Genomic DNA, 23599 nt, shown 5'->3' with positions numbered 1-23599 from the left:
AAGGCTCGCCGGCCGACACCCGAGGTGTACGCCGGTGTCGACATCGGCGGTACGACCACCCAGGTCGTGCTCTGCGCGGCCGACCTCGACGTCGTCGACGAGGTGGAGGTGCCGACACCGGCGAGCGAGGGCGGGCGGGCGATGGTCCGCGCCGCGCTCGACGCCCTCGATCTGCTCCGGGGCCGTGTGCCCTCGCGGCTGCTGGGTGTCGGCGTCGGCGCGGCGGGCGTCGTCGACAGCCGCGCCGGCCGCATCCTCGTGGCGAGCGACTCGTTCCGCGCCTGGGCCGGGTTCGCGGTGACGGAGACGATGGAGAACGCGCTCGGCGTACCGGCCTTCCTCGACAACGACGTCAACGCCTTCCTCCGTGGGGAGGCCGCCAAGGGAGCCGTCGAGGGCGAGTCCTGCGCGCTCGGGATGACCCTCGGCACCGGGGTCGGCGGCGCACTGTGGCTGAACGGAGCGCTGTTCGAGGGAGCGCACGGGGCGGCCGGCGAGATCGGTCACCTCCCCGGTTTCGGCGAGCTGCCGTGCACCTGCGGCGGCCGCGGCCATCTGGAGACACTCGCCTCCGGCCGCGCCCTGGCGGCACGCTACGGCGAGCGGACCCGGCGGCGCCCGAGCAGTGCACGGGCCGTCGCGGCGGCGGCGGCCGACGGGGACCCCGACGCGCTCGCCGTGTACCAGGAGGCGGGGGCGGGGGTCGCCCGCGCGATCCTGATCACGGCGGGCCTGGTGGACCTCACGACCTGTGTGCTCGGCGGCGGCGTCAGCCGGGCCTGGGACCTGCTCGAACCATCGATCCGGGCCGCGCTCGCCGCCGAGCCGCCCGTCAGCGGGCATCCGATCCGGGTCGTACGGGCCCGGCTCGGGACCCGTGCCGTGGCGGTCGGCGCGGCGTCCCGGGCCCGTACGGAACTCGGCGCGGTGACAAGGGTGTCGGCACCGTGACTAGGGCGTAAGGGGCGTCATGGGTAACTACCGTTGGCCGGAAGGTGAGTTGACGACCAACGTCCCTTCATTGGTCTGTACATGACTGTAGTTGACGGGCCAGACTGTGCGCCGAAACCGCCCCCCACCGAGGAGCAGACCTCATGCGCATGTCCACCCGGCAACGTTGTCACACGGTCCTGGCCGGTCTTGTCACGCTCGCCACGGCCGCCGTCCTGTCCGTCTCCGCCACCACACCCGCCGCGGCCGCCGACACCTGGACCGAGGTGGGCTCCGACCGCGCCGACCCGCTCACCGAGAGCCAGGGCCTGACCTCGGTCGAGATCCCGGCCGGCAGCCCCAACCACTACACCGGGATCGGCACCATCCCGGTCGGTGTCAGCGTCCGCGGCTGGAACCACGTCGGAGACCCGGACGCCTCCTACAACGGCTACTACGTCGAGCCCTACCAGGCCGACTCCGGCAGCGCCAAGATGTTCCGGGTGCAGGCGCCGGGCGGCGCCTGGTCGGAGTACGTCCACGCGCTGAGCCCCGGAGAGGCGCTGAACAACTCCTTCGACACGATCACCCCGGACGGCCAGTGGATGGTGTCCGGCGAGTGGGGCACGATGACCCGGCTGCTGGTGTTCCCCACCCCGGGCGTGAACCCGAGCACCTCCCCCTCGGCCAACCTTCCGCAGGCCTCCACCATCAACCTCGACCACGCCGTCCGTGACGTACAGGGCTGCGACTTCGTCACCGCGACCCAGCTGCTGTGCTCCTCCGACGACCCGGCGGGCACCCTCTTCGGCATCACCAAGCCGCTGCTGCAGATCGACCTGTCCACCCAGCCCGGTACCTCCGACGTCACCGGCCATGTCACCGCCCTGCGCCAGCTCCCGCTGCGCAGCTCCTGCTCGGGCACCTTCGAGGCGGAGGGCATCGACTACGACCGGCGCTCCGCCACTCTGCGGGTGATCGTCGTGTCGCCGGGCTTCTGCGTCCTGACCGACAGCAAGACCTACCGGTTCACCAAGAGCTGAGGGCACGCGCGCGGCGCGTGACGCGGGGAACAGAACGGAGAACGACAGGCGCGTAGGCGTCCGACGGGGGTGAGGTCTAAGGTCGGAAGCAGAACCAGAGAGATGGGGAGGCGGCCGACAGTGGTGCAGGACGAGGCCGTGATCGGCTGTACCGGGGAGCTGCTCATCGGCACACGGGGGTCCGCCGGTCCCGGCGAGATCCTCGTGCGTGTCAGAGGCGGATCCGAGACCTTCCTCGCCTGGTCGCAGGAGCCCCTGCCCATGGGGGCGACCGTGCTCGTGGTCGAGTCCCGCGGATGCCGTGAGGTCGACGTCATCCGCTGGGTCGATCCGCTGGACGCGTTGGACGGCGATCCCGTCGTCGACGCCGGCTAAGGAGAATCAGGATGTTCGGTTACCGCGTTCCCGCTCCCGACGAGGCGATGCTGATATCGGGAGGCAGGCGGGGACTGGGGGGCGCGCCGTTCAGAGTGGTGACGGGGCACGGAAAGTTCGTGCTGCCCGTCTTCCGCAAGACCCGCTTCCTCACGCTGTCGATGTGCGAGGCCGAGGTCACCGAGACCTGTGTGACCCGGCAGGGCATCGCGCTGCACGTCCGCGCCGTGATCGCGTTCAAGGTCGGCAACGACCACGAGAGCATCATCAACGCCGGTCAGCGGTTCCTCTCCGACCAGGACCAGATGTCGGTGCTGACCGGCCGGATCTTCGCCGGTCATCTGCGCGCGATCATCGGCTCGATGACCGTCGAGGAGATCGTCACCGAGCGGCAGAAGTTGGCGGCGGAGGTCCTGGACACCTCGAAGATCGAGATGGCGAAGATCGGCCTGATCGTGGACTCGCTGCAGATCCAGTCGATCGACGACGGCGACGTCGGCTACATCGAGGCCATGTCCGCGCCGCACAAGGCGGCCATCCAGCGGCAGGCCCAGATCGCCCAGGCCCAGGCCACCCAGGCCTCGGTCGAGGCGCAGCAGGTGGCCGCGCGCAACCAGGCCGAGTACGCCCGGCAGACCGCGGTGGTGAAGGCGGAGTACTCGGCCGAGGTGGACCGTGCGCAGGCGCACGCCGCCCAGGCCGGGCCGCTCGCGCAGGCCCACGCGCAGCAGGAGGTGCTGGCCGCCCAGACCGAACTCGCGCAGAAGGCCGCCCAGTTGCGCCAGCAGCAGCTGGTCGCCGAGATCGTCAAGCCCGCCGAGGCCGAAGCCCAGCGGATCAAGGTGCTCGCCATCGCCGATGCGGAGCGCATGAAGATCCAGGCCGAGGCCGCGGCCTCGCACGACCGGGTGGCACTCGACCGGATGCTGATCGACCAGCTCCCGCTGATCGTGAAGGAGGCCGCGGGCGGTCTCGCCGGTGCCAACGTCAACGTCCTGAACGGCGCGGACGGCCTCGGTGAGATCGCCGCGGGGCTGGTCGCCCAGGGCCTGACGATCCTGGATTCGGTCCGTCAGAACCTCAACGGCCAGAACTCCGACGGCCGCTCCGGGAAGGCCGGCGGCCCGCTGGAGTTGCAGGGTTACGTACGTGTGGCGGAAAAGGACGCGGACGCGGACGTGAAAGAGGACAATCCGGCGGACACATCACAGGACGGGCCGCGCACGACGACCTGACTCCTGTGCCGAGGCCTGGACTCTCATGTGTGCGTGCCCGGAGGCACGCACACCCCCCGATCCGCGTGCGGTAGCGGACGAACCGTCAGGAGAGCCAGCCGGTGGAGCTGTTCCCGGGGGGAAGGGAGGGCGGCAGGGCACGAGGGCTGGGGACCGCACCGCCTGGAGGTCTCGGGAGCATGCCGCTCGACGATGGATCCGTCTTCAGGATCCATTCGAGCTCGCGCTGGATCCTGCGGGCCTCATTGCGGACCTGCAGCGGTATGTCGCCGCGTTCGGAGATCAGTTGGGCGTAGATCGGTGCTTCGTGCACGGGTGGCGCTTCTCCTCGGTTCTGGTGCCTTGCCTCTACGGTAAGGCCGCGGCGGCGCCGCAGTGGTCATCCTCCCAGTTCGGCCAGAACCGGAAGCAAATCGAACAGGGAATGGCACGTTCCCCCTCCGCGCCCCGCTTCCGGCGTCCCCGCGTCCCGGGGTCCCAGTAGTTCTCGCCGAAAAAACAACGCTAAGCCGTGCGGCAGCCTCTGATCTGGGCTGATCTCGGGGAAACAGCGCGATGGCCATGGGCGGCTCGGTAGCGTCGCGGCCATCCTGAGTGCCGACGAGCCACCGCTGAACGACCTGAACGACGAGCAGATCCAGAAGCTCCTGGGTGAGGTTGCCCCGAAGGTGAAGGAGCTGATGGAGGGCGTCACCCTCGCGATCGACTACTACAAGGAGGGCGGCTACGACCGGGAGACGTGGAACCGGATCTGCGACGGGCTCGCCCACGAGGCGATGAACCTGATGATGGCGCTGTCCGCTCCGGCTCATCCGTATCTGGCCCGGGACTGCGAGAGGGCCGTACGGGGGGTATCGCCGAGGTGAGCCCAAAAGGGGCCATGGGATGATCTTGAAGCTGTGAGGGCCCGGCCCGTCACCCGTTCGGCTCAGTGTCGTTGGTGGTGATATTGACTGTCGTCTGGGGCCTGGGGTGGGTTGTGACCTCGATCGAACGGACCGCTTATCCGCGGTTCAAGCGGCTGATCACCGCGCATGAGCTGCATCTGTTCTTCTCACCGACTCGCGATGAGCTGGAGTGGGCCGCCGACCGTACGGACGGCGATGAGCATCTGCTGGCCCTGCTGCTGACGCTGAAGTCGTATCAGCGCATGGGGTGCATCCCGAAGGTGGAGGACATCCCGGAGGCGGTGGCGGAGTTCGTGCGGCGGGCGGTGGAGCTGCCGGAGGGCACGCTGCCGGTGTACCGGGCGGCGAAGACCATGAAGAACCACCGGGGGCTGGTACGGCAGCGGGTCGGCGTGGCCTACGACCAGGTGCGGGCCCGGCGGATCGCCGAGGAGTCGATCCGCACGGAGGCGGCGTCGAAGAGCCGGCCTGCGGATCTGATCAACATCGCGTTGGAGAAGGTGGTGGAGGCCGGGCTGGAGCTGCCGGCGTTCTCCACCTTCGACGCGATGGCCTCGACCCTCCGCAAGGAGGTGAACGCCGAGATCTGCGGGGGTATTCACGACCGGATGAGTGCGTTCGAGCGGGCGGGGCTGCTGCGGCTGCTGGAGGAGCGCGAGAGCGACGGCACGACCCTGTACAACCGGCTGAAGAAGCCCGCCCAGGGCCCGACCTGGTCGCACTTCAAGAACCTGGCCAAGCGGCTGGAGTGGGTGGACGGGCTCGGCGACACGGGCGTGTGGATGGACGAGGTCGCAGCGGGGAAGATCACGGACTTCGCCGGGGAGGCGGACGCGGCCGACGTGGCGGAGCTGCGGGACTACCAGCCGGTCAAGCGCCTCGCGCTGGTGGCGTGCCTCACGCACAAGGCGCGGATGCGGGTCCGCGACGACCTGGCGCCGATGTTCTGCAAGCGCGTGGCGATGAAGATCAAGAAGGCCAAGGCGGAGCTGGAGGAGATCCGGCTCGCCGAGCGGGAGATCGTCGAGGCCCTGATCGGGAACTACCGCACCGTGCTCAAGCACATCGACGAGGGCGGCCCGGCCCAGGAGGCGTTGGAGAAGGCCGCGGCGATGACCGCCGAGGCCCGTCAGGCTCTGGAGGGCCTGGACGAGGAGGCGTCGGTGGACGAGGTCGCTGCGCGGCTTGAGGGCAGGGTCTCCCCGGCAGTCCTCGCCCTGGTGAAGGCACAGATGGTGCAGGCCGGCGGGTTCGGCGCGGTCACGAAGGCCGTGGAAGGCTTCGGCGGGTTCGCCAAGGAGTACGAGCAGATCGAGAAGGTCTCCGCTCACCACGGCAACTTCTGGGAGGTGCTGCTGTACGGGCAGATCGGCCGGGATGGGGCGGTGATGTTCGACCTGGCTGAGAAGTTGGAGTTCACCGCGACGTCGGAGGACGGGCGGGTACTGGACGCGCTCGCGCACGCCCAGCGGCACCAGGCGGCGCGCGGCGAGTACATCAGCGCCCTGAGCGAGGACGGCCGCGCGGTGTGGACATCTCCTTCGCCACCCAGAACTGGCAGAAGGCCGTCCTCGACAAGACCCGGCCGGGGCGGTTCGTCCGCAAGCACTTCGAGGCGATGGTCTTCACCGCGCTCGCCGAGGAACTGCGCAGCGGCGACGTCGCGGTGGTGGGCTCGGAGGAGTACGCGGACTGGTCCACGCAACTGCTGGCCTGGGAGGCCGTCAAGGAGAAGCTGGCGTCCTACCTGGTGGAGGTCGGTCTGTGTGAGGAAGGCGAGGCGGGCGAGTTCGACGCTGCCTTCTTCCGCCGGCAGCTGGACCTGATGGGGATTCTGGCCCGCACGGCGTACTGGGTGGAGTGGTGGCGCCGGTTCGGCCCGGCCTCCGGCAACGAGCCCAAGCTTCAGGACCCCTTCGGCAGGTATGTGATCACCACGTTCGTCAAGGGCACCAACATGGGCCCGTACGAGGCCGCCCGCCACATTTCCGGGGTGAGCGGGCACGAGCTGGCGTACACGGCGAACCGGCACTTCTCCCTGGTGCTGCTCAACGAGGCGGTCGCAGACCTGGTCAATGCCCACGCCCGCCTCGACATCTCCCAGGCGTGGGGCGACGGCACCGCGGTGGCCGCCGACGGCACCCACATGGACACCTACCTCGACAACCTGCTGGCCGAGACGAGCGTGCGGTACGGCAAGCCGGGCGGGATCGCCTACCACCACGTCTCGGACACCTACATCGCGCTGTTCACGCACTTCATCCCGTGCGGGGTGTGGGAGGCGGTCTACATCATCGAGGGTCTGCTGAAGAACACGTCCGAGGTGAAGCCGACCACCGTGCACGCGGATACCCAGGGCCAGTCCCAGCCGGTGTTCGCGCTCGCCCACCCGCTGGGCTTCGACCTGATGCCCAGGATCAGGAACTGGAAGGGCATGACCTTCTACCGGCCCAGCAAGACCACGGAGTACGTGCACATCGACGCCCTGTTCGGCGAGGTGGGCAAGAACTCAATCGACTTCGACCTGATCGAGTCGCAGTTCCGCCACCTGATGCGGGTGGCCGTCTCCGTACGCGAGGGCCCCATCTCTTCTTCCACGCTGCTCAAGCGGCTGCGGTCGGGCTCCAAGAAGAACGCCACCTACGCTGCCTTCCGCGAGGTCGGCCGGGTGATCCGCACCGTGCAGCTGCTGCGCTACCTCTCGGACGCGCCGCTGCGCCGGCGGGTGACCGCGGCGACGAACAAGGTCGAGTCGTTCAACCGGTTCTCCCAGTGGATCGGGTTCGGCAACCGCGGTGTCATCGCCGACAACGACCCGGTCGAGCAGGAGAAGGCGATGAAGTTCAACGCCCTGCTCACGAACGCGGTCATCTTCCACAACGCCCTGGACATCGCGGAGATCGTGCGCCAGCTCCTGGATGAGGGCCACGTCGTCGACCCCGAGGACCTGGCGCACATCTCGCCGTACCTGACCGAGCACATCAACCGGTTCGGCGAGTACTCCACCCACGAACTCGGCCTTGAGCCCGAGGCGTACGACCCGCACCTGGACGTCGACTTCAGCCCGCTGCGCGGCGACGGCCCCGGCGCGGACGGCTACGGCCAGGCAGCCTGACCATCGATGCCAGGTCACTACTTCAGCGGCAGCGTGATGCCGTCCCGCGCCAGCGCCATGCACACGCACGCGCACTTGGATCGGCGAGTGTGAGGCCGGTGCTGGCGGCCGCCGCGGGTATCGGCGGGCAGATTCGCGACCAGTTCCGCAAGCGCGTCCGCCGTGAGGTGGGCCGATTCCTCGGTGCGAGGCCGACGGCCCCGGGAAGGGTGGCCACGGGGCGCCGTCCGGCGCTGAATCGCCGGCCCTGGCTGCGCCGTCGTATCCGTTCTGGATGTGGGCCCGCCGGGAGCGGTGCACTGTGTGCGGATCAGCGGGCGATCGAGATCGCGAAGGGAGCGAAGCCGCTGGACCGAATCACGTGCGGTACGAACAGGATCGCGGCCTCCGTGGCGCGGGCGGTCTGGATCCCGCCGAGATCAGTGATCCACTCCTTGCGCCAGCCGAGGTCGATGAGCAGTTCACGGACGGTCTGCTTGGCCTGCGGGTCCTCGCCGGAGAGGAAGGCGGTCGGCGCCTGGGTGAGCGTGGCGGGCGCGGTCATCACCGGGAAGAGCATGGTGTTGAGTGTCTTGACGACGCGCGTTTCGGGGAGCGCTTCCTGGAGTTGCTCGGCGAGGCTTGAGCCGGGGTAGATCAGGTCGGCGGGCAGTCCGTCCGGTCCGTCGACGGTGGCGTTGGAGACGTCGACGAGGATCTTGTCGCGCAGTTCCTCGCGCAGGGCGACGAGCGTCTCCAGCGAGCCGGCGCCCGGGGTGGCGTTGATGACGATCTGGGCTGTCCGGGCAGCGTCGGCGGCGGCGCCCGGCGCGCGGTCCGCCACGGTCACCTCATGCCCTGCCCGGATGAGGGCTGTGGCCAGGTTGCCGCCGACGCGGCCGTTTCCGAGTACTGCGATCGTGGTCATGATGATCTGGTCCTTCCGTGTGTGCAGGTTGTGGTGCGCGGTCAGCGTGAGAGCGTGGCGACGGCCTCGGCGTGGACGCCGGGCGCGGCGGCCAGGAAGCTCTCGCTCTGCGGGGTCCAGGGGCGGCCCTCGGCGTCGGAGATCTGTCCGCCGGCCTCGGTGACGAGCAGCGCCCCGGGCAGCAGGTCCGCGCGGGCGCCGGCGAACTGCCAGAAGGCGTCGATCCGGCCGGCGGCCACGTTCGTCAGGTGCAGGGTCGCGGGCACGGAGGTGCGCACGACGAGCGCGTCGAAGAGCATCGCGCTGATCGAGGAGCCGACGCGCCGCACGACCTTCTCGTCCTCGTCCGGCCGGGCCTGGCTGGTGGCCACGATGCCCAGGCCGAGGTCCGCGGTCCGGGAGACGTGCAGCGGCCGGCCGTCGAGGTGGGCGCCCGCGCCGGTGAGCGCGGTGTAGGTCTCGCCGGTCAACGGCAGGTGGACCACGGTGAGCACCGGCTGGTTCTCCCGCACGAGGGTGGCGGTCACCGCCCACTCCGGCAGGGCGTGCAGGTGGTTGACGTTGCCTTCGGCCGGATCCACGACCCACCATTCGCCGGGCGGCAGCGCCCCGCCGTCCAGTTCGTCCTCCACCCAGCCGGCGTCCGGGCGCAGGCGCGTGAGGCGGGGGCGCAGGATGTCGAGGGCCGTGTCGTCGTTGGCGGCGAGCGCGCGCATCAGCTCTTCGCGGGTCTGGTAGCGGACCACCTCGCCGAAGCGCTCGCGCAGCGCCGAACCGGCCGCGCGCACGGCGATCGCGGTCTGGCCGAGCAGGTCGGCGTCGGAGGCGGCGACGTCAGTGGTCTGAAGCGTTTCGGACATGGTGGTACTCCCGTGTGAGAAGGGGGTGATGAGGTCGGTCGGGCCAAGGTGTGCGTTCCGTCTTGCGCTCTCGTCTCGAAGGTATAGAGCCCCTTGATTAACTTCAAATGCATGTGACGCACGGCTAGGATTACTCACATGCAATTGGATTTGAACCTGCTCGCCGCGCTCGACGCGCTGCTGGAGGAGGGAAGTGTGGCCGGGGCTGCCGCGCGCCTGCACGTCACCGCCCCCGCGATGAGCCGGAGTCTGGGCCGAATCCGGCGCACGACCGGGGATCAGATCCTGGTGCGCACCGGCCGCACGATGACCCCGACGCCGTATGCGATCGCCGTCCGGGAACAGGTGCACGAGCTGCTGCACCAGGTTCAGGGGGTGCTGGCACCGAGCCGTGAACTCGATCTGGCAACGTTGGAGCGCACTTTCACCCTCCGCTGGCACGATTCCCTGGTCGCCTTGAGCGGCCCCGCACTGCTTGCGGCCGTGCGCGGACAGGCGCCGGGCGTGCGATTGCGCTTCGTCGCGGAATCGAGCATCGACACCCCCGAGTTGCGGCGCGGCGAGGTCGACCTGGAGGCGAACGCCAACCGCCCGAGCGCACCGGACATCCGTGCCGAGAACGTGGGCGAGACCCGCCTCGTCATCGTCGTGAGGCAGGGGCACCCCCTCACCCGCGTCAGGACCGTCACCGCAAAGCGGTACGCCGCCGCTGAGCACGTCACCGTCTCGCGACGTGGAAACCACAGCAATGCCCTCGACGACGCCCTCGCGCGGCTCGGCCTCACCCGCCGCGTGGTGGCGACCGCGCCCACGGAAGCGGCCGCGCTGGAGTTCGCGCGCGGCTCCGATCTCCTGATCAGCGTCCCCGAAGCCACCACGCGGTCCGCGGTCGCCGACCTCGGCCTGGTCGTGCTCCCCCTCCCGCTCGAACTGCCATCGGCACCGATATACCTGTCGTGGCATCAGCGCTACGACACCGACCACGCCCACGCCTGGCTGCGCGGGCTGGCGCGAACCGCGCTGGCCATGTGCGGAGCGTCGTAGTCGGCGCCGTCCGGCCGCTTCACCCATACGTCCACGCGACCACAGCGATCTGCTTGAACGTCAGCAGCGGCTTGTCCGTGGGGGTGCTGGCCGTGGGGGCGGCCAGACCGACGCCTGCGGCTCAGGATCGCGGAACTGTGGGAGGGCGTCGGCGTGGCCCTCGGAGATCTGGGCGAGCAGCCGGCCCTGGTCCTAGTCCATCACGTATCTCAGTGCCAACGGCTGTACCGATGCCCCAAGGCCGATTTCATCCAGCAGGGAGAGGGTGGGCAGGCCGCCGGTCAGGCTCAACCTGACACTACCGGTCCACGGTCCCGCCGCAGTCGTCTGTCGGCAAACGTTCGTTATCTTGAGCTCCGAAATGCTGTGCCCCGATGACCTGGGGCGATGCGGTAAGGACAACGTCCTGAGGCAGCTCACGAGGCTGGCCGGGGTCCTGTCAGCAGGGTCCGATCGTTGCCGAACCTCGACCTTGGCGGCGGGCCTCCGGAACGGGCGGGCTCTGGAGTCTGGCGACGCGGAGGTCGCCGAGCGCGTGAGCGAGTTGTTCTCGGAGTTGTCGATTTTCCTCGGTGAGGCGGCGGTTGCGTTCGTTGGCGGCCTCCAGGCGCCGGATGAGCGAAGCGTCGGAGGCTCGCTGCCGGGCCGGAACCGGGTCGCCGGAGGCTCGCTGTCGATCGGTCCGCAGGCGTTCGATGTCGGCTCGCAGGTCGGGCTGGGTGTAGAGCCAAGATCTTGAGACGCCGGCGGCACGAGCCACGATGTCGAAGGTGACGGCCGTGCCTGCGGCGTCGATCTCGCGTAGGGCCTTGATCGCCTTGGCGCGGGTGTACTCGTGGCGGTTGCCGGCCGCGGCGACGATGTGGCGGGAGTTGTCAGCCCGCATCGGTCACCTCCGCTCCGCCGGGAGCTTCGTCGCCCTCCAGGGAAGTGATGATCCGGTCGAGGTTGCCGAGGGCCTGCTGGTTCATCTCGACGACGCGGAGCTGGCCGCGGGCCTCGGCTGCCGAGACGATCTGTAGGAGTTGCTGGCGCTGCTGTCGGTGCTGTGGCAGGAACTCCTGCGTTGTCACGAACATCGGGCACGTCAGGCAGGCATTGGCGTGCGGGCAGCTCTTCTGCACAGGCAAGCCGCAGAAGCCGTTGGGTAGGGCCTGGGTGACGCGGCCGAGACGCTGTTCGGCCCAGGACGCCTCGGCCAACGGCCCTTCGGGGTCGAGGGCGACGGTCTGGCCGGTGATGTCGACCTTGCGGACCTGTTCCCAATGCCGGCGGATCGTGGTGTCGCTCAGCCGGGCGTAATGCGCCGTCATCATGTGGGAGTCGTGGTCGAGGATCCGGCGCACGACTTCCTGCGGGACGTCTCGGTTGATCAGCCGTGTCCCCAGTGTGTGACGGAACTGGTGAGGGGTGACCTTCACGAGGCGACCGTGTTCGTCACGGACGTCGCATGCCTTCAACCACTGGTGCATGGCGGTCCGGTAGACGTTGTTGTCCGTGGGCTCGTGCCCGTCTGTGTTCTTCAGGGATCGCGGGAAGAGCACCGGAGTGCCGTGTGGCCAGCGATCACGAAGGCGGCGCTGGTGATCTCCGATCTCGCGTTCAAGCTCTTCGTCTCGTCCGGGATGCCTCCCTGTTCGGCGCACCACTCGGTCAGGGCCTGGGTCTGGCCCGCCCACAGCAGCAGTGCCCAGGCGAGTTCGTCCGGGCTGTGGGCGGCCATGTGTGCGGCGGCCTCGGTATCGGTGGTGGTCACGTGCTGGTCGGAACAGACCAGGCAGCCCTGGCCGACGCCCGCGTAGTCGACGAGCTGGGCCAGGGGTTCAATCTTCGCCATGCCCGGCAAGCTACGCCGCCCGGCCGCCCTCGTCCGGGAGTTCGCCGCAACCTCCCCCGACAGACTGACCCAAGGTAGGCACCGGAAGAGGGAAGATCGGCGGGTGACGATGCCGCCGCCGATGCCGCCGATACCCCTCCCGCCGTTCCCGCCCATGCCTGTCCCTGCCCTGCCTTCCTTCCAGCAGACCAAGGCGGAGGCCAAAGCGATCCTGCTGGCCGGGGCGGATGCTCCGCTGCCGTCCGCAGTCCGGCGTCATCAGGAACGGGTCCTGACCCGCCTCCGTGACGCCCTGACCAATACGGGCAAGGGTCATCGGCTGTACGTACTGGAGGTCGCCGGGCCCATCTCCCGCGTCAAGATCGGCCGCAGCAACGGTCCCAGGGGACGCATTCGCCGACACATCACCCTGATGAACGGCTTCCAGTACGGTCTCATCGACGCCCACGTCACCGACCCAGTGGACGACCTGCTCGCCATTACCCGGGCTGAGAACCAAGCCCATACCGGGGTGGGCAAGCGCTACAAGCGGATTACCGGGGAGGAGTTCCGGGACGCCGACTTCGCGTTCGCCGGGGCTTGGGCCGACATCGCCGTCTTCCTGCACCAGCCACAGGAAGACACCGAATGATCCCGGCGCCAGCTGAACGACGGGCCTCCCAGCTGTGAGGCACCCTCGGCTCAGCGCGTGCTGTCGCCGGGCGCGAGCAGGCTGGCGACTCCGGCGATCACCGCTTCGCCGGGGCCCACCACCGCCCGGCGGGCCGTCGCGGGCAACGGCAGTCGTCCGGTGAGCACGGAGCGGTGTTTCATAGGTGACCCCCGTTTCAGCACCGGGCGCCGACCGTATCGCCGCAGGTCGATTTGTTTCACGGGCCGTTTCCTTCCTCTTGGCCGGTGAAACGCACTTCTGAAACGATCCCGGCGTGATCACCGATCCGTACCGGCTCGTCGAGTCGCACGCCTGCCCGATGTCCACCTGCCAGGCCCCGGCCGGCTCCCCCTGCCGCACCACCTCCGGCAAGGTCGCACTCAAGTACCACACCGCCCGCTTCCAGCTCGTGCCCGCGCTCCGCTCCGAACTGCACGTCGCCACCCCCGCCGTACGGCACCCCGGCGCCGTCTGGACGGCCCTGCCGGTGCAGAAGCTCGCGGCGCCGGCCGTGCCGATGGAGGTCCGCCTCGCGTATGCCCGCGTCTCCAGCCGGACGCTGGAGATCCAGTCCCAGATCGACGCACTCGAAGCCTCCGGCGTGCACCGGCTGTTCCAGGAGCAGATCAGCACCCGGGTCAGGGAACGCCCGGAGATGAAGGCCGCCCTGGCGGCGGCCCGCGAGTACCGCTCGCTGGGGGCGAAGGTCATCCTCGTGGTGCACGAGATGAAGCGCCTGGGCCGCGGCGCCCTGGAACTCCTCAAGGTCGCCGAAGAACTGCGCGACGCCGAGATCGAGCTGGAGTTCCTCACAGGCCCACTGGCGGGCAAACACCACCCGGCCGGCCACGGCGCCGCCCTCTTCGCCTTCTTCGCCGCCATGGCGGAGTCCGAACGCGACTACATCCGCGACAAGACCCTCGAAGGCCAGGAGACCGCCCGCACCCAGGGCAAGACGATCGGCGGCGTCAAGGTCTCCGACGAGGACATGCTCGCCACCGCCCTGCGCCTGCGCGACGACGAACGCCTCTCGCTGCGCGAGATCGCCTCCCGCCTCGTCATCCGCACCGGAAAAAAGCGCGGCCAGCACCCCGCCCCGGCCACCGTCATGCGCATGCTGCGCGAGCACGACGAGCAGACAGCCACGGCCACTCTGGAGCCCAAAGCCTGACCTGCGACTCAGTCCTTAGCGTTGTTTTTTCGGCGAGAACTACTGGGACCCCGTCCCGCTTCCGGCGCCCCGCGCACCGTTGAGGCTGCCCTACGAGTCGTTGGCGCTCGACGGACCGAAGAACTCGATCTCCGCTATGGAGACCTGCTTGTTCCCTGCCGCGCCGTAGGCCGAACGGATGATGAAGCGCACCTTGGTGACGTCACCCACGCGGAACTTGCGGCGCTGGCCGCCCGCACTCTGGTCCAGGGTCAGGAAGCGGGTGCTCGTCTTGCCGTCCGCGGTGGTGACACGGGCCTCGATGCGGTGCGGCAGCGCGGACTCGGTGAGCTGGTCCGGGCGGGCCGACACCCCCGAGGTGATGATCAGGTCCAGCAGCCGGGTCGGCTGTTCGAAGCTCGCCTCCAGCCACTGGCCCTCCCCGGACTGCGAAACGCCGGGTCCCCACCAGGTGTTGTTGAGCTTGTCGAAGGCGAGCCCCGCGCCGTGGCCGGAGTAGGAACGGGACGCCTTGACGCTGTCCGGGCCGACCGGGGCCCGCTTGGCGAAGTGGTCCTTGACCGCCTGCACCGCACTGCCGGTGTTCATCGCGGCGAACACCAGCAGGCTGAGCACGACCGCGCCGACCACCCAGTTCATGACCCGTCCGAAGCCCCGGCGCAGCCGCGGCCGCTCCCCGGCCCACGCGGTCTCGCCGGTGCGGGAGTCGAGCAGCCGCCGCCACCAGGGCAGCCGTCCCGCGGTCTGCCGCTCGCCGGCCATGGACAGCGCGCAACGGCCGCAGAAGTGCCGGTCCGGACGGTTGGGAGTGGCGCACCAGGGGCACGGCACACCCCCGTCCGCGCCGTGTTCCGCACCCGGGGCGCGGACCTGCGGGCGGTTCGCGACGGGGCGGCCCGGCAGCACGGGCGCCACCGAGGGCGTCGCCGCGGCCCGGGGTTCCGGGTCCGCCACCGGCACCAGCAGGGACCTGGCCCGTTCGGCAGCGGAGTCCCGGTCGGGTTCGGGGTCGGGGCCGGGCGCGGCGGACGGCAGGGGTTCGGTGGCCGCGGTCGCGTCCGGCCGCGCGCCGACGTCGTTGCGCCGCAGGGGAGTGGTCGCGTGGGGGTCGGGGGCGGGGACCGGGTGGGGACGTGCGGTGTCGACGGCCGTCGGGATCGGGGCGACCGAGTCGGCGCGTACCGGCGTACTGGGGGGCGTGTCGCCCCCGGCCGGTCCGGCGCCGAGAGCACCGCGCTCGGGCGCGTCGACGGAGGCGGGCGCGGAGCCCGCCCGGTGGACGGTCCCGTCCGCTTCGGCGACGCCCCTCGGGTGCGAGCCCACGGCGTCCGCCCCGTGGACGGCGCTCACCGCCGGCCGCGCGTCGGCCCCGGACGCCGCGTCGTGTGCTGTACGCGAGGTCCCGGTACCTGCGCCCGGTCGTGCGAACGCGTCCCATCCCGGCTCACGGTCGGCGGACCCGGCGCGGGCCGCGCCCGCCGCGGCGGGCGCCCCCGCCCAGTCGAGCACCGCGCCGCAGGCGTCGCAGAAGGACTGGCCGGGCTCCGCCCGCGTGCCGCACTCGACGCAGGACGGGGCGCGCCCGGGGTCGGTGCCGGGGGTCTGGCTGGTCATTTCTAGGAAATCCTTTCGGCGGCGGTCACCTGGACCGTGTAGGGCATGTGGGCGGGACGGGCGGCCGCCACGAGACTCTCCAGCCGGTACTCGTCCGCCGGGGTCGGATCGGGCAGCCGCAGAGACACGTGGAGCCGGGGGCGGCGGTCGCCGGGGACCGGTCCGAGCGGGCGCGGGTCCCAGGCGGCCGCGCCGCTCTCGGTGATCTCCGGCTCGACTCCGAAGGCGAGACGTATCGCTTCGGACAGGCCGCGACGGGTGCCTCGTACGCGGTGCAGATACGCGGCGGCGGCGACGGCCGCGCGCAGCCGCGCGTCCGGTTCCGTGCCGTCGACCTCGGCGCCGACCCAGGTGGCCAGCCAGCGGGCGAAGTCGGCGGGTGCGAGCGCGGGGTCGAAGTAGGTGTGCAGACAGTCGAGGGCGAGCAGGATCGGCGCGACGACCTCGTCGAGTCCCGCGACGAAACGCAGTGCGAGGTCGTCGTCGGCGAAGACCGCGGGAAGCATGCCGGCGATCGGCGTCGAGGACTCCAGGCCGTCGATGGAGCCCCTCATGAGCCGTCCCCGATGACACGGACCCGGTGGTCGAAGGAGAACACCAGGGAGGGGGCCTCCAGGTCGATCCGGTCGGTCGGGTCGCCGCGCTTGCCCGTCAGGGGGTCGGCGGGGTGGAGCTGCACCGCGTCGACGAGTTCGACGCCGGGGACGCGCTGCAGCACCGCGAAGACCTCGCCCGCCTGCACGGGTCGGCCGAAGGGCCAACCGGTGCCGTCGGCGCCGCCGGTGAGCGGGTCGAGGTGGCGGTAGAGCGCGTCATGGGCCTGGCGGCGGACCCGGTCGGTGTCGACCCCGCGGAAGGCGTGCACGGTCGCCACGACGGTGATGCCCTGGTAGAAGGGCGGCCCGACCGCGAGCCGGGTGCCGATCAGCCGGTGCTCGTCGAGGTACCGGGTGATGCGCTGCAACAGGGCGTCGCCGGGCACGAGTTGCTCGAAACGCAGCCGTCCGCCGGGGTCGGGCACGGCCTGCGGGACGACCAGGACGCGGACCGCGTAGGCACCGTGCTCGCCCTCGTCGCCCTCCAGGCAGGTGATGCGGGCCGTCTCGGGGGCGGCGCGCCGGGCGAGCTCCTCGTAGTCGCGCAGGGTCACCGCCCGTTCCTGGGCCCGCAAGGTGATCGGCGCGCGGGTCTTCGCCTCCTGGACGGTCTCGCCCTCGACCCCGCCGCGCGCCGCCTCCCGGTTGACGACCTCGGCGACGTAGGGGATCGAGCTGCGCAGCACCTGGACGGCGCCCCGGGCGACATTGCCGGCCCGGCCGCCGCCGGTGCGGTAGCGGCGGGCACGGATCACGGCGCCCTTGGGCGCCACCGCCCCGTACTGGCGCAGGGTGCCGTCGGGTTCGCGGACGGCGGGGCCGAAGGCGAGTTCGCCGGTGGCGGCGTCCAGGGTGATGTGCCGGTCGTGGGGGCCGGACGCGGCGAAGTGCGGGACGACGTCCCAGTCGGTCCAGCCGTCGCGCTCGGCCGTCTGCAGCAGCACCGGCGGCGTGTCGCCGACGACGGGGAAGTGGGCGAGCCGCAGCCGCTGCCCGGGCAGACCGGTGGACTCGCCGAGCGCCTCGTCCTGGACGGTCTCGGCATGGATGGCCGAGGTGGTGCCGCCGAGGGTGAATGCCTCCGTGGACCGGACGGTCGGTGACGTGGTGTAGAAGGGCTGGTCGGGCAGCGGTTCGGTGACCCGGCAACGAAGCCAGCCCGCCTCCTGCCCGCCCGTGCGGGAGAGCGTGTGGCCGCCCGGGACGTGCAGAACGACCTCGCCGGGCCGGTTCAGACCACCGGTGCCGTCCCGGTCGACCTCACAGGCCGCCCAGCCGTCCTCGGTCCACGCCTCCCAGACCAGCGGCGGCTGGCGCGGGTCGACACCGACACCGTCGACCCGGCTGTCGAGCTCCAGCCCCACCGCGCAGTGCGGTACGGCGGCGGTGAGACCGAGGAGCATGCAGTCACCGGGGCTCGGAGCCTCCGCGAAACACATCACGTCCTTGCCCTCGGTGAGGTCGGCGGTCCGGTCCGCCACCGGACGGCCACTCTGCTGCACGACCAGGTGACGCAACGAACTGGGCACCACGGTCAGTTCGCGCTCGGTCGCGAAGACGACGGCCTCCTCGCTCTCGGTGCGCAGGGTGGCCGCCTCGGTGCCGACGGGCAGCACGATGGGCTCCTCGTGCGGCGCGGACAGCCAGAACGTGACGTCCGTACGGGCCGCCGACGGCGGGAACAACGTGATGCCGACGAGGTCCAGGAAGGCCAGGTGGTTCTTCTCCGGAACGCGGTTGAGCCGGTAGACGATCTGGTCGGCCATGTGGGCGACCGTTTCCACGAGGGTGACGCCGGGGTCCGACACGTTGTGGTCGGTCCATTCCGGGGCGCGCTGCTGGATGTAGCGCTTGGCGTCGTCGACGAACTGCTGGAAGCGACGGTCGTCGAGGTTCGGGGAGGGCAGTGCCATCAGCGGTCGCTTTCAAGGGAGGGACCCGGGCCGGAGGCGTCGGGCTCCTCGTGGGAGGGGATGACGTAGAACGGAAAGACCAGGCTGCGCGGGTTGTTGGTGCCGCGGATCGAGTAGCGCACGTCGATGAAGAGCACGCCCTGGTCCGCACCCGCCGTCACCTCGACGTCGTTGACCTCGATGCGCGGCTCCCAGCGGTCCAGGCTGGTGTACACCTCGTGCTGGATACGCCCCGCCGTCGCCTCGTTGACCGGCGCGAACACCAGGTCGTGGATGGCGCAGCCGAATTCGGGCCGCATCGGCCGCTCACCCGGCGCGGTCGCCAGCACCAGCCGGATGGCCTCCTCTACCTCCCGCTCCCCGCTGACCAGCGCGATGCCACCGGTCGGGCCGATGCGCATGGGGAACGCCCAGCCGGACCCGACGAACTGCTCGGCCATCAGTGGGCCACCCGCCTTCTCCTGACGAACTTCTCGGCCATCACGGCAGCGGATACGGCTTGTTGTTGACCATCACCAGGCCCTGCAGCGGGATGGTGACGGCCCGAATACCGACGGCCGCGATGGAGTTGACCTGGATGGTGCCGCCCGCGGAGATCATCGTGGCGCCGATCGCCTTGAGGTTGAGCGCCCCCATCGCGTCGACGGTGACCGCCCCGCCCAGCGATTTCAGGTTGACCAGCCCACGGCCCTCGATGTTGAGAAGCCCACCGCTCTTGATCGTCAGACGTCGGCGCGCGCTCAAGGTGAGGTCGGTGCCGGCCTCCACCGACACCGACCTACTGCCCTTGATCGTCACGGACCCCTTGCTGTCCACGGTGATCTCGGTCTTCGTGCGGTCGAGATTGATGGTCAGCTTGTCGTTGCCGGAGGCGATCCGCACCCCCTGCTTGCGGGCGCCGGTCTGCTGGCTGAGCAGGTCCACCCGGTTGCCCTTCCGGTCGGACAGGGTGTGCCGGATCGCCTGCTTCTTCAGCCCGTCGTGCAGGGGTACGTCACTGATGACGGTCGGCTTGTCCCTGCCGTTGTAGAGGCCGCCGATGACGAACGGATGGTCCAGCGCGCCCCGGTCGAAGGCCACCAGAACCTCGTCACCCACGTCGAACGGGAACACCCCGCCGCCGCCCTTCCCGCCCAGCTGCACCGTGCGCGTCCAGTCGCTCTCGTACGCGTCGTCCAGCCACGGGAACTGCAGCTTCACCCGCCCCTGTTTCAGCGGGTCCTGAACATTCGTCACCAGCGCGTTGGCCACGCTCGGCAGCCGGGGCGCGGTGGCCGAACCCCCGCCGGAGGTGAGGCCGTACAGGGAGCGCCACTGCCGGCCGCTGACGGTGATCCAGGTCTGGTAGTGCTCGTCATAGCCGAAGACGTGCCGCACGGAGGTCACCGTGTACTTGCCCTCGAACGGCTTGCCCACGTCGGCCAGTGTGACCGGGACGCCCGGGCGCAGCTTGGGATTGCCGTACACCATGACCTCCAGCTCGGCGAAGGAGGAGGTCACGTCGTCGGCGAGGGCGTTCGCGGCGAACTTCACCTCGGACTGGCGGTCGTAGGGCGTGTCGGTCTCGACCAGCTTGGCGGTCTTGAACTTCTTCGCCGTCTTCTGCGGAGTGGTCCCGATGGCGAAGCCGGAGTTGGACGTGGCGGGCGCCGTCGCCGTCAGCTTCTTCTTGGTGGTGACGTCCCAGCCGCGTGCCTCGGTCTTGGCGACCTGGTCGGCGGAGGTCACCGCGGCCCGGCAGCGCAGTACGTCCACGCCGCCCTGGAGGACGAACGGGCTCTTCTCGCCGGGCGTGCTGATCGGCGGCGCGCCGGAGGCCGGGTCGGGCTTGGCGAACCGGAACTTCCCCATGGAGTCGAGCGACATCACCACCTCGTTCTCGTCGGCGAGCCGGGCGAGGAAGTCCCAGTCGGTCACATTGGCCTGACTGATGAACTCGTAGACCGTCCTGGTGGACTCGACGCCGTCCTTGCCCGCGCTGAAGGGAATGCCGTTCATCCCGGCCAGCTTCTTGGCGATGTCGGAGGCCGTCTGATTGCGGTACGAGGCCACCCTGTGCTGGCGCAGCATGCGGTGGCCCATGTCGTAGCCCCGGATGACGGTGAAGGTGCCGGTGCCGTCGTAGTCGGTCTCCATGCCGGTGACCTCGCCGGTCAGCAGCGGGGAGGACGCGCCCAGGCCGTCGGCCACCGGCGCCAGGGTCACCGGGGTGCCGCAGTCGACCCCCAGTGCGCCGAGCACCAGTCGGTCCGGGTCGCGGAAGGTGAGCCGGAACGAGCCGGGCACCCCGGCGCCGAGGTCGACCCAGCAGCCGACGAGATCGGAGGCGATCTTCTCCGGGAGCGGGCTGCCGCCCATCGTGACGTGGACGACGCTGGAGTAGGACGCCTGCACCATCAGTGACCCACCTCCTCGGCGGCCGGAAGGACGAGTTCGTCGCCGTTCGACAGCCGGGACGGGTCGTCGATGCCGTTCGCCTCGGCGATCGCACGCCAGGCCGACGCGTCCCCGTACTCCCGCCAGGCCAGCGACTGCAACGAGTCGCCCGCGACGACCCGGTGCACACGCTGCGCGGTGAGCGCGCCCGACGTCGGGTTCTGCCCCTTGGTCTTGCTCGGGATCTCGTGCAGATGCACCTGGCAGGTGGCGCGGATCGGCACACCGGTCGTGCCGAACAGGGAGTAACTGGCGTCCACCGAGCTGACGTACGCAGTGAACCGCGCGGTCGAGAACGACCCCCATTGGAAGACCACCCACGGTGTGGACGGCTGCTTCGCCGCGATGCTCTTCGTCGTCACCTCGCAGCAGGAGAACAGCGCCTCCACCTTCTTCAGCACCGTGGTGCTGGTCGGGTCGTCCGAGGAGTCGAGGAAGATCTCGACGGTCAGCTCACGGGGCTCGGGCCCCATGAACTCCGGGAGGGAACCGTCCCGTACGGCCGCCGTCGGGGTGGTCTTCCACCGGGCGCGCCGGCTGAGCGAGAGCGTCGAGGGGTTGAAGTCGAAGTTGAACGTCTTGATCAACGCGCCCGGAGTGGTGCTGTGCCCGATGGGCGGCTCGTGGATGGCCAGCGTGGCGCGCACGAGGCTCTTGCCCGCACCGCCCTTGCCGCCCTTTCCTGCCTTGCCTGCCATGTTCTTCGCCGCTCTCTCGTTCCCTAGTCCGTGAAGCCGTGGTGGGTGATTTCCAGGACCTCCGTGGCCACACCCGGGCTGGCCGGGTCCAGGGAGGGGCCCTGCCAGCTCACCGGCAGCACGTCGATCAGCCCCCAGCGGGCCACCTCCGAACCGTCCGCGCGCAGTGCCGCGATCTGTGCGGTCGGGCGGTTGACCCCCGTGGTCACCGAGGAGATCCAGGCCGCGACCTTGGTGGTGTCCGGGGTGAGCGGGCGGGTCAGCCGGATGTTGGAGAACGTCACACGGGACGGAAGCTGCCACACGAACCCGTTGTTGCCGCCCTCCTGGCGCTGCTCGATCTCCACCTGCGACGAGAGTCCCTCACACCCGTTGAAGTAACCGAGGCTCTCGCCGTCGATGGTGAGGGTGAAGAAGATGGTGGAACCCGGGTCGAGATCGGTGGCCATCGGGGCTGGGCCTTTCTGGGGGCGAGGACGGTCGTACGGGGTGGTGGGGACGGCTGCCGGTCAGCGGCGGGGATCGCGCAGCTTGCCGATCCGCTCCCGCTCAAGGCGGAGTTCGGTCCGCAGCAGCCGGGTGATCGGACCGGCCATCTTGTGCGTCAGCTCGTCGATCTGTCCCTGGGTCAGGTCCCGGGGATTGAAATCGACGGGTGTGTACGTGGGCGGGGCCTCGTCGCTCGCGGAGTGCGAGGGCGGTGGCCGACGAGGCGGCTCGGACGCGGAGTACGCGGGCGGGGGGCCGCTCGGGGGCGGCGGGAGGGCGTCCCGCTGGACCCGGACGGTCGTCACGGGAGCGGGCGGGGCGGGTGGCACCGGCGGTGCGGGCGGTATGGGCGGTGCGGTGTGCGTGGCGGGGCGGGCCGGTACGGGAGGAGTGGCCGAGAAGCGCTGTACGGGGAGCGGCAGGGGAGGGGTGGTGAGGGGCGTGGTGAGGGGCGCGGTGCGCGAGACGGGTGCTTCGGTCCCGGACTCGGCGGACTTGGCGGGTGAGGGAGTGCCACCCGTGGCGGGGTGTACGGGGTGCATGGGGCGGGCGGGGTTTGCCGGGCTCATCGAGCTGGTCGGGCTGGTCGGCTGAGCCGGTGTCGTGGCGCTGTTGAGCCGTACGACCGCCGCCGTCCGGTGTGCGGGCTGCAGGTCGGGCAGATCGGCCGGGGCAGGGCCCGACGCGGAGCGTTGGACCACCGGTGCGGGGAGGCCCCCGGGCGGCGGCAGCGCGGGGGCACCGGGAGCGGTGGAGCGCCGCACGGTGGGGCCTGCCGGACGGGCCGGTCCGGCAGGGCGTCGCGCGGCAGGGGAGCCCGGAGCGGCCGAGAGCTGGACGACAGGCGTGCCGCTCGGTGCCGTCGGGCCGGCGCTTGCCGCGGAAGGACCGCCGGGGGACGCCGGGAGCGGAGACATGCCGTCGACGGCGGCTCGCCGCACCACGGGGACACCGCCGGAGGTCGTACCCGAAGCCGGGCCGCCCGGCCCCGGTCGCCCGGCGGCGGCCTTCGTCGCAAGCAGGGGCGCGGGTGCCCCGGAAGCCGCCGAACGCTGGACGACGGGAGTGTGGCCTACCGTCGTCGCGGAGGCGTTCGGCAGGTGCGGTGACGTGCGGGGTGCCGGGTCCGAAGTGCTTCGGGAGACACCGGAGTTCGGGACCGGCGACGGAGCCGCGGATGCCTGCGGCCCGGGAGCTGACCGCTGCACCACGGGGGCGCCCAGCCCGAGCCGGTGCGGAGTCGCGGAGGTCGGCCGAGGAGCGGGGGACCGCTGCGCCGACACCGAGGCCCCGGGCGTCGAGGCCTGCGGCTGCCGCACCGTCGACCGGGCGCCCAACGGCTGGGCGGGCGCGGCCTGTTGCGCTTGCGTCCCGGAACGACCGCCGGAGGTCGCGGTACCACTGCCGGAGATCGCGGAACCATCGCCCGATGCCGGGAAGTCGCTGTGCGGGTGCGCGAGGCGCTGGACCGCGGGCGGGCTGGGGGCAGCACGGCCGGGGGAGGGGGCGCTCGGGAGATGGGCGGCCGAGGAGGCATCCGTACGACTGCCGACGGGCTGTCCTGTCGAAACGGTGCTCGAGCCCGGCGCGGGGGTGCCGCTGTGGAGCGGCGGCCCTGGCACACCGGCGGAAGCTGAGGGCGCCGCCGGTGAGAGGGTGGCGAGCCGCTGCGCCGAGGGGGGATCGGCCGCCGGTGAACTGGCACTGGGTGGCGCCGAGAGGGTTCCGGAGGTTCCCCGGCCTCCTCCTGCCGATGGGCCGGGCACCCCGATGCTT

24 protein-coding genes and 1 pseudogene are annotated in these 23599 nt (G+C 70.6%); 10 read left to right on the top strand and 15 right to left on the bottom strand.

Translation table 11 applies throughout. From position 1 onward, the window contains the following. Window positions 1-24 precede the first annotated feature (24 nt). The 4 genes from RV986_RS02650 to RV986_RS02635 all read left to right on the top strand — a co-directional run bounded on the left by RV986_RS02650 (window position 25) and on the right by RV986_RS02635 (window position 3583). Window positions 25-951 (top strand): ROK family protein, encoded by a 927-nt coding sequence (locus tag RV986_RS02650; protein WP_475924164.1) that lies wholly within the window; start codon window positions 25-27, stop codon window positions 949-951. A gap of 143 nt (window positions 952-1094) precedes the next feature. Further along, window positions 1095-1973 (top strand): hypothetical protein, encoded by an 879-nt coding sequence (locus RV986_RS02645; protein ID WP_475915811.1) that lies wholly within the window; start codon window positions 1095-1097, stop codon window positions 1971-1973. Window positions 1974-2093: 120 nt separating this feature from the next. After that, window positions 2094-2348, top strand: a complete 255-nt coding sequence (locus tag RV986_RS02640) for a hypothetical protein (protein ID WP_475915810.1) — start codon at window positions 2094-2096, stop codon at window positions 2346-2348. A gap of 11 nt (window positions 2349-2359) precedes the next feature. Then, on the top strand, window positions 2360-3583 hold the full coding sequence (locus RV986_RS02635) for an SPFH domain-containing protein (RefSeq protein WP_475915809.1): 1224 nt from the start codon (window positions 2360-2362) through the stop codon (window positions 3581-3583). Window positions 3584-3668: 85 nt separating this feature from the next. On the opposite strand, the gene RV986_RS02630 is transcribed toward RV986_RS02635, so the two are convergent. Further along, window positions 3669-3896 carry a hypothetical protein gene (locus RV986_RS02630; protein WP_475915808.1) on the bottom strand — a complete coding sequence of 76 codons (228 nt, stop codon included), beginning with the start codon at window positions 3894-3896 and terminating at the stop codon, window positions 3669-3671. Between the two features lie 355 nt (window positions 3897-4251). Between RV986_RS02630 and RV986_RS02625 the strand changes: the two genes are divergently transcribed. The 3 genes and pseudogenes from RV986_RS02625 to RV986_RS02615 all read left to right on the top strand — a co-directional run bounded on the left by RV986_RS02625 (window position 4252) and on the right by RV986_RS02615 (window position 7606). Next, entirely contained in the window at window positions 4252-4449 is a 198-nt protein-coding gene (locus RV986_RS02625; protein WP_475915807.1) for a hypothetical protein, read from the top strand. 65 nt (window positions 4450-4514) lie between these two features. Next, window positions 4515-5039 (top strand): annotated as a pseudogene (locus RV986_RS02620) (DUF4158 domain-containing protein); the annotation flags it as partial. 1070 nt (window positions 5040-6109) lie between these two features. After that, entirely contained in the window at window positions 6110-7606 is a 1497-nt protein-coding gene (locus RV986_RS02615) for a transposase (protein WP_475915806.1), read from the top strand. Between the two features lie 310 nt (window positions 7607-7916). Here RV986_RS02615 and RV986_RS02610 read toward each other — a convergent pair whose 3' ends face one another. Both RV986_RS02610 and RV986_RS02605 read right to left on the bottom strand, forming a co-directional pair. Next, complete coding sequence (locus RV986_RS02610) at window positions 7917-8513, bottom strand: NADPH-dependent F420 reductase (RefSeq protein ID WP_475915805.1); 597 nt, start codon at window positions 8511-8513, stop codon at window positions 7917-7919. Between the two features lie 41 nt (window positions 8514-8554). Next, a complete protein-coding gene (locus RV986_RS02605) occupies window positions 8555-9373 on the bottom strand; it encodes a 3'(2'),5'-bisphosphate nucleotidase CysQ (RefSeq protein ID WP_475915804.1) in 819 nt (272 codons plus the stop codon). 138 nt (window positions 9374-9511) lie between these two features. Here RV986_RS02605 and RV986_RS02600 point away from each other — a divergent pair, with 138 nt between their 5' ends. Continuing rightward, entirely contained in the window at window positions 9512-10417 is a 906-nt protein-coding gene (locus tag RV986_RS02600) for a LysR family transcriptional regulator (RefSeq protein WP_475915803.1), read from the top strand. 439 nt (window positions 10418-10856) lie between these two features. Here the strand turns inward: RV986_RS02600 and RV986_RS02595 are convergent, their stop codons facing one another. Genes RV986_RS02595 through RV986_RS02585 form a run of 3 tightly spaced genes read right to left on the bottom strand, consistent with a single transcriptional unit; the run spans window position 10857 to window position 12254 of the window. Next, the gene (locus RV986_RS02595) at window positions 10857-11303 is read right to left on the bottom strand and encodes a DUF6262 family protein (RefSeq protein WP_475915802.1); all 447 of its coding nucleotides are present in this window, start codon (window positions 11301-11303) and stop codon (window positions 10857-10859) included. Further along, window positions 11293-11961: a tyrosine-type recombinase/integrase gene (locus RV986_RS02590; protein WP_475915801.1), complete on the bottom strand. Its 669-nt coding sequence runs from the start codon at window positions 11959-11961 to the stop codon at window positions 11293-11295. The genes RV986_RS02595 and RV986_RS02590 overlap by 11 nt, the downstream gene beginning before the upstream one ends. Beyond that, complete coding sequence (locus tag RV986_RS02585) at window positions 11940-12254, bottom strand: hypothetical protein (RefSeq protein WP_475915800.1); 315 nt, start codon at window positions 12252-12254, stop codon at window positions 11940-11942. The genes RV986_RS02590 and RV986_RS02585 overlap by 22 nt, the downstream gene beginning before the upstream one ends. Window positions 12255-12357: 103 nt before the next feature. Between RV986_RS02585 and RV986_RS02580 the strand changes: the two genes are divergently transcribed. After that, window positions 12358-12885 carry a hypothetical protein gene (locus RV986_RS02580; RefSeq protein ID WP_475915799.1) on the top strand — a complete coding sequence of 176 codons (528 nt, stop codon included), beginning with the start codon at window positions 12358-12360 and terminating at the stop codon, window positions 12883-12885. Between the two features lie 50 nt (window positions 12886-12935). Here the strand turns inward: RV986_RS02580 and RV986_RS02575 are convergent, their stop codons facing one another. Next, on the bottom strand, window positions 12936-13067 hold the full coding sequence (locus RV986_RS02575; RefSeq protein ID WP_475915798.1) for a hypothetical protein: 132 nt from the start codon (window positions 13065-13067) through the stop codon (window positions 12936-12938). A gap of 113 nt (window positions 13068-13180) precedes the next feature. Here RV986_RS02575 and RV986_RS02570 point away from each other — a divergent pair, with 113 nt between their 5' ends. Next, a complete protein-coding gene (locus RV986_RS02570) occupies window positions 13181-14077 on the top strand; it encodes a recombinase family protein (protein ID WP_475915797.1) in 897 nt (298 codons plus the stop codon). Between the two features lie 90 nt (window positions 14078-14167). Here the strand turns inward: RV986_RS02570 and RV986_RS02565 are convergent, their stop codons facing one another. Genes RV986_RS02565 through RV986_RS02530 form a run of 8 tightly spaced genes read right to left on the bottom strand, consistent with a single transcriptional unit; the run spans window position 14168 to window position 22587 of the window. After that, complete coding sequence (locus tag RV986_RS02565) at window positions 14168-15691, bottom strand: NADase-type glycan-binding domain-containing protein (RefSeq protein ID WP_475915796.1); 1524 nt, start codon at window positions 15689-15691, stop codon at window positions 14168-14170. Window positions 15692-15693: 2 nt separating this feature from the next. After that, the gene (locus RV986_RS02560) at window positions 15694-16245 is read right to left on the bottom strand and encodes a phage tail protein (RefSeq protein ID WP_475915795.1); all 552 of its coding nucleotides are present in this window, start codon (window positions 16243-16245) and stop codon (window positions 15694-15696) included. Further along, the gene (locus tag RV986_RS02555) at window positions 16242-18200 is read right to left on the bottom strand and encodes a putative baseplate assembly protein (protein WP_475915794.1); all 1959 of its coding nucleotides are present in this window, start codon (window positions 18198-18200) and stop codon (window positions 16242-16244) included. Before RV986_RS02555 ends, RV986_RS02560 begins: the two co-directional genes overlap by 4 nt. After that, complete coding sequence (locus RV986_RS02550; RefSeq protein ID WP_475915793.1) at window positions 18200-18640, bottom strand: GPW/gp25 family protein; 441 nt, start codon at window positions 18638-18640, stop codon at window positions 18200-18202. Before RV986_RS02550 ends, RV986_RS02555 begins: the two co-directional genes overlap by 1 nt. Before the next feature lie 40 nt (window positions 18641-18680). Next, complete coding sequence (locus RV986_RS02545; RefSeq protein WP_475915792.1) at window positions 18681-20597, bottom strand: VgrG-related protein; 1917 nt, start codon at window positions 20595-20597, stop codon at window positions 18681-18683. Next, window positions 20597-21334 (bottom strand): CIS tube protein, encoded by a 738-nt coding sequence (locus tag RV986_RS02540; protein ID WP_475915791.1) that lies wholly within the window; start codon window positions 21332-21334, stop codon window positions 20597-20599. The genes RV986_RS02545 and RV986_RS02540 overlap by 1 nt, the downstream gene beginning before the upstream one ends. Before the next feature lie 23 nt (window positions 21335-21357). Continuing rightward, window positions 21358-21783, bottom strand: coding sequence for a phage tail protein (locus RV986_RS02535; protein WP_475915790.1), 426 nt, complete (start codon window positions 21781-21783; stop codon window positions 21358-21360). Between the two features lie 60 nt (window positions 21784-21843). Then, entirely contained in the window at window positions 21844-22587 is a 744-nt protein-coding gene (locus tag RV986_RS02530) for a hypothetical protein (protein ID WP_475915789.1), read from the bottom strand. Between the last annotated feature and the right edge of the window lie 1012 nt (window positions 22588-23599).

The sequence above is a fragment of the Streptomyces sp. RLA012 genome (assembly GCF_056270325.1).
This window is presented reverse-complemented; position numbering and strand designations above follow the sequence as displayed.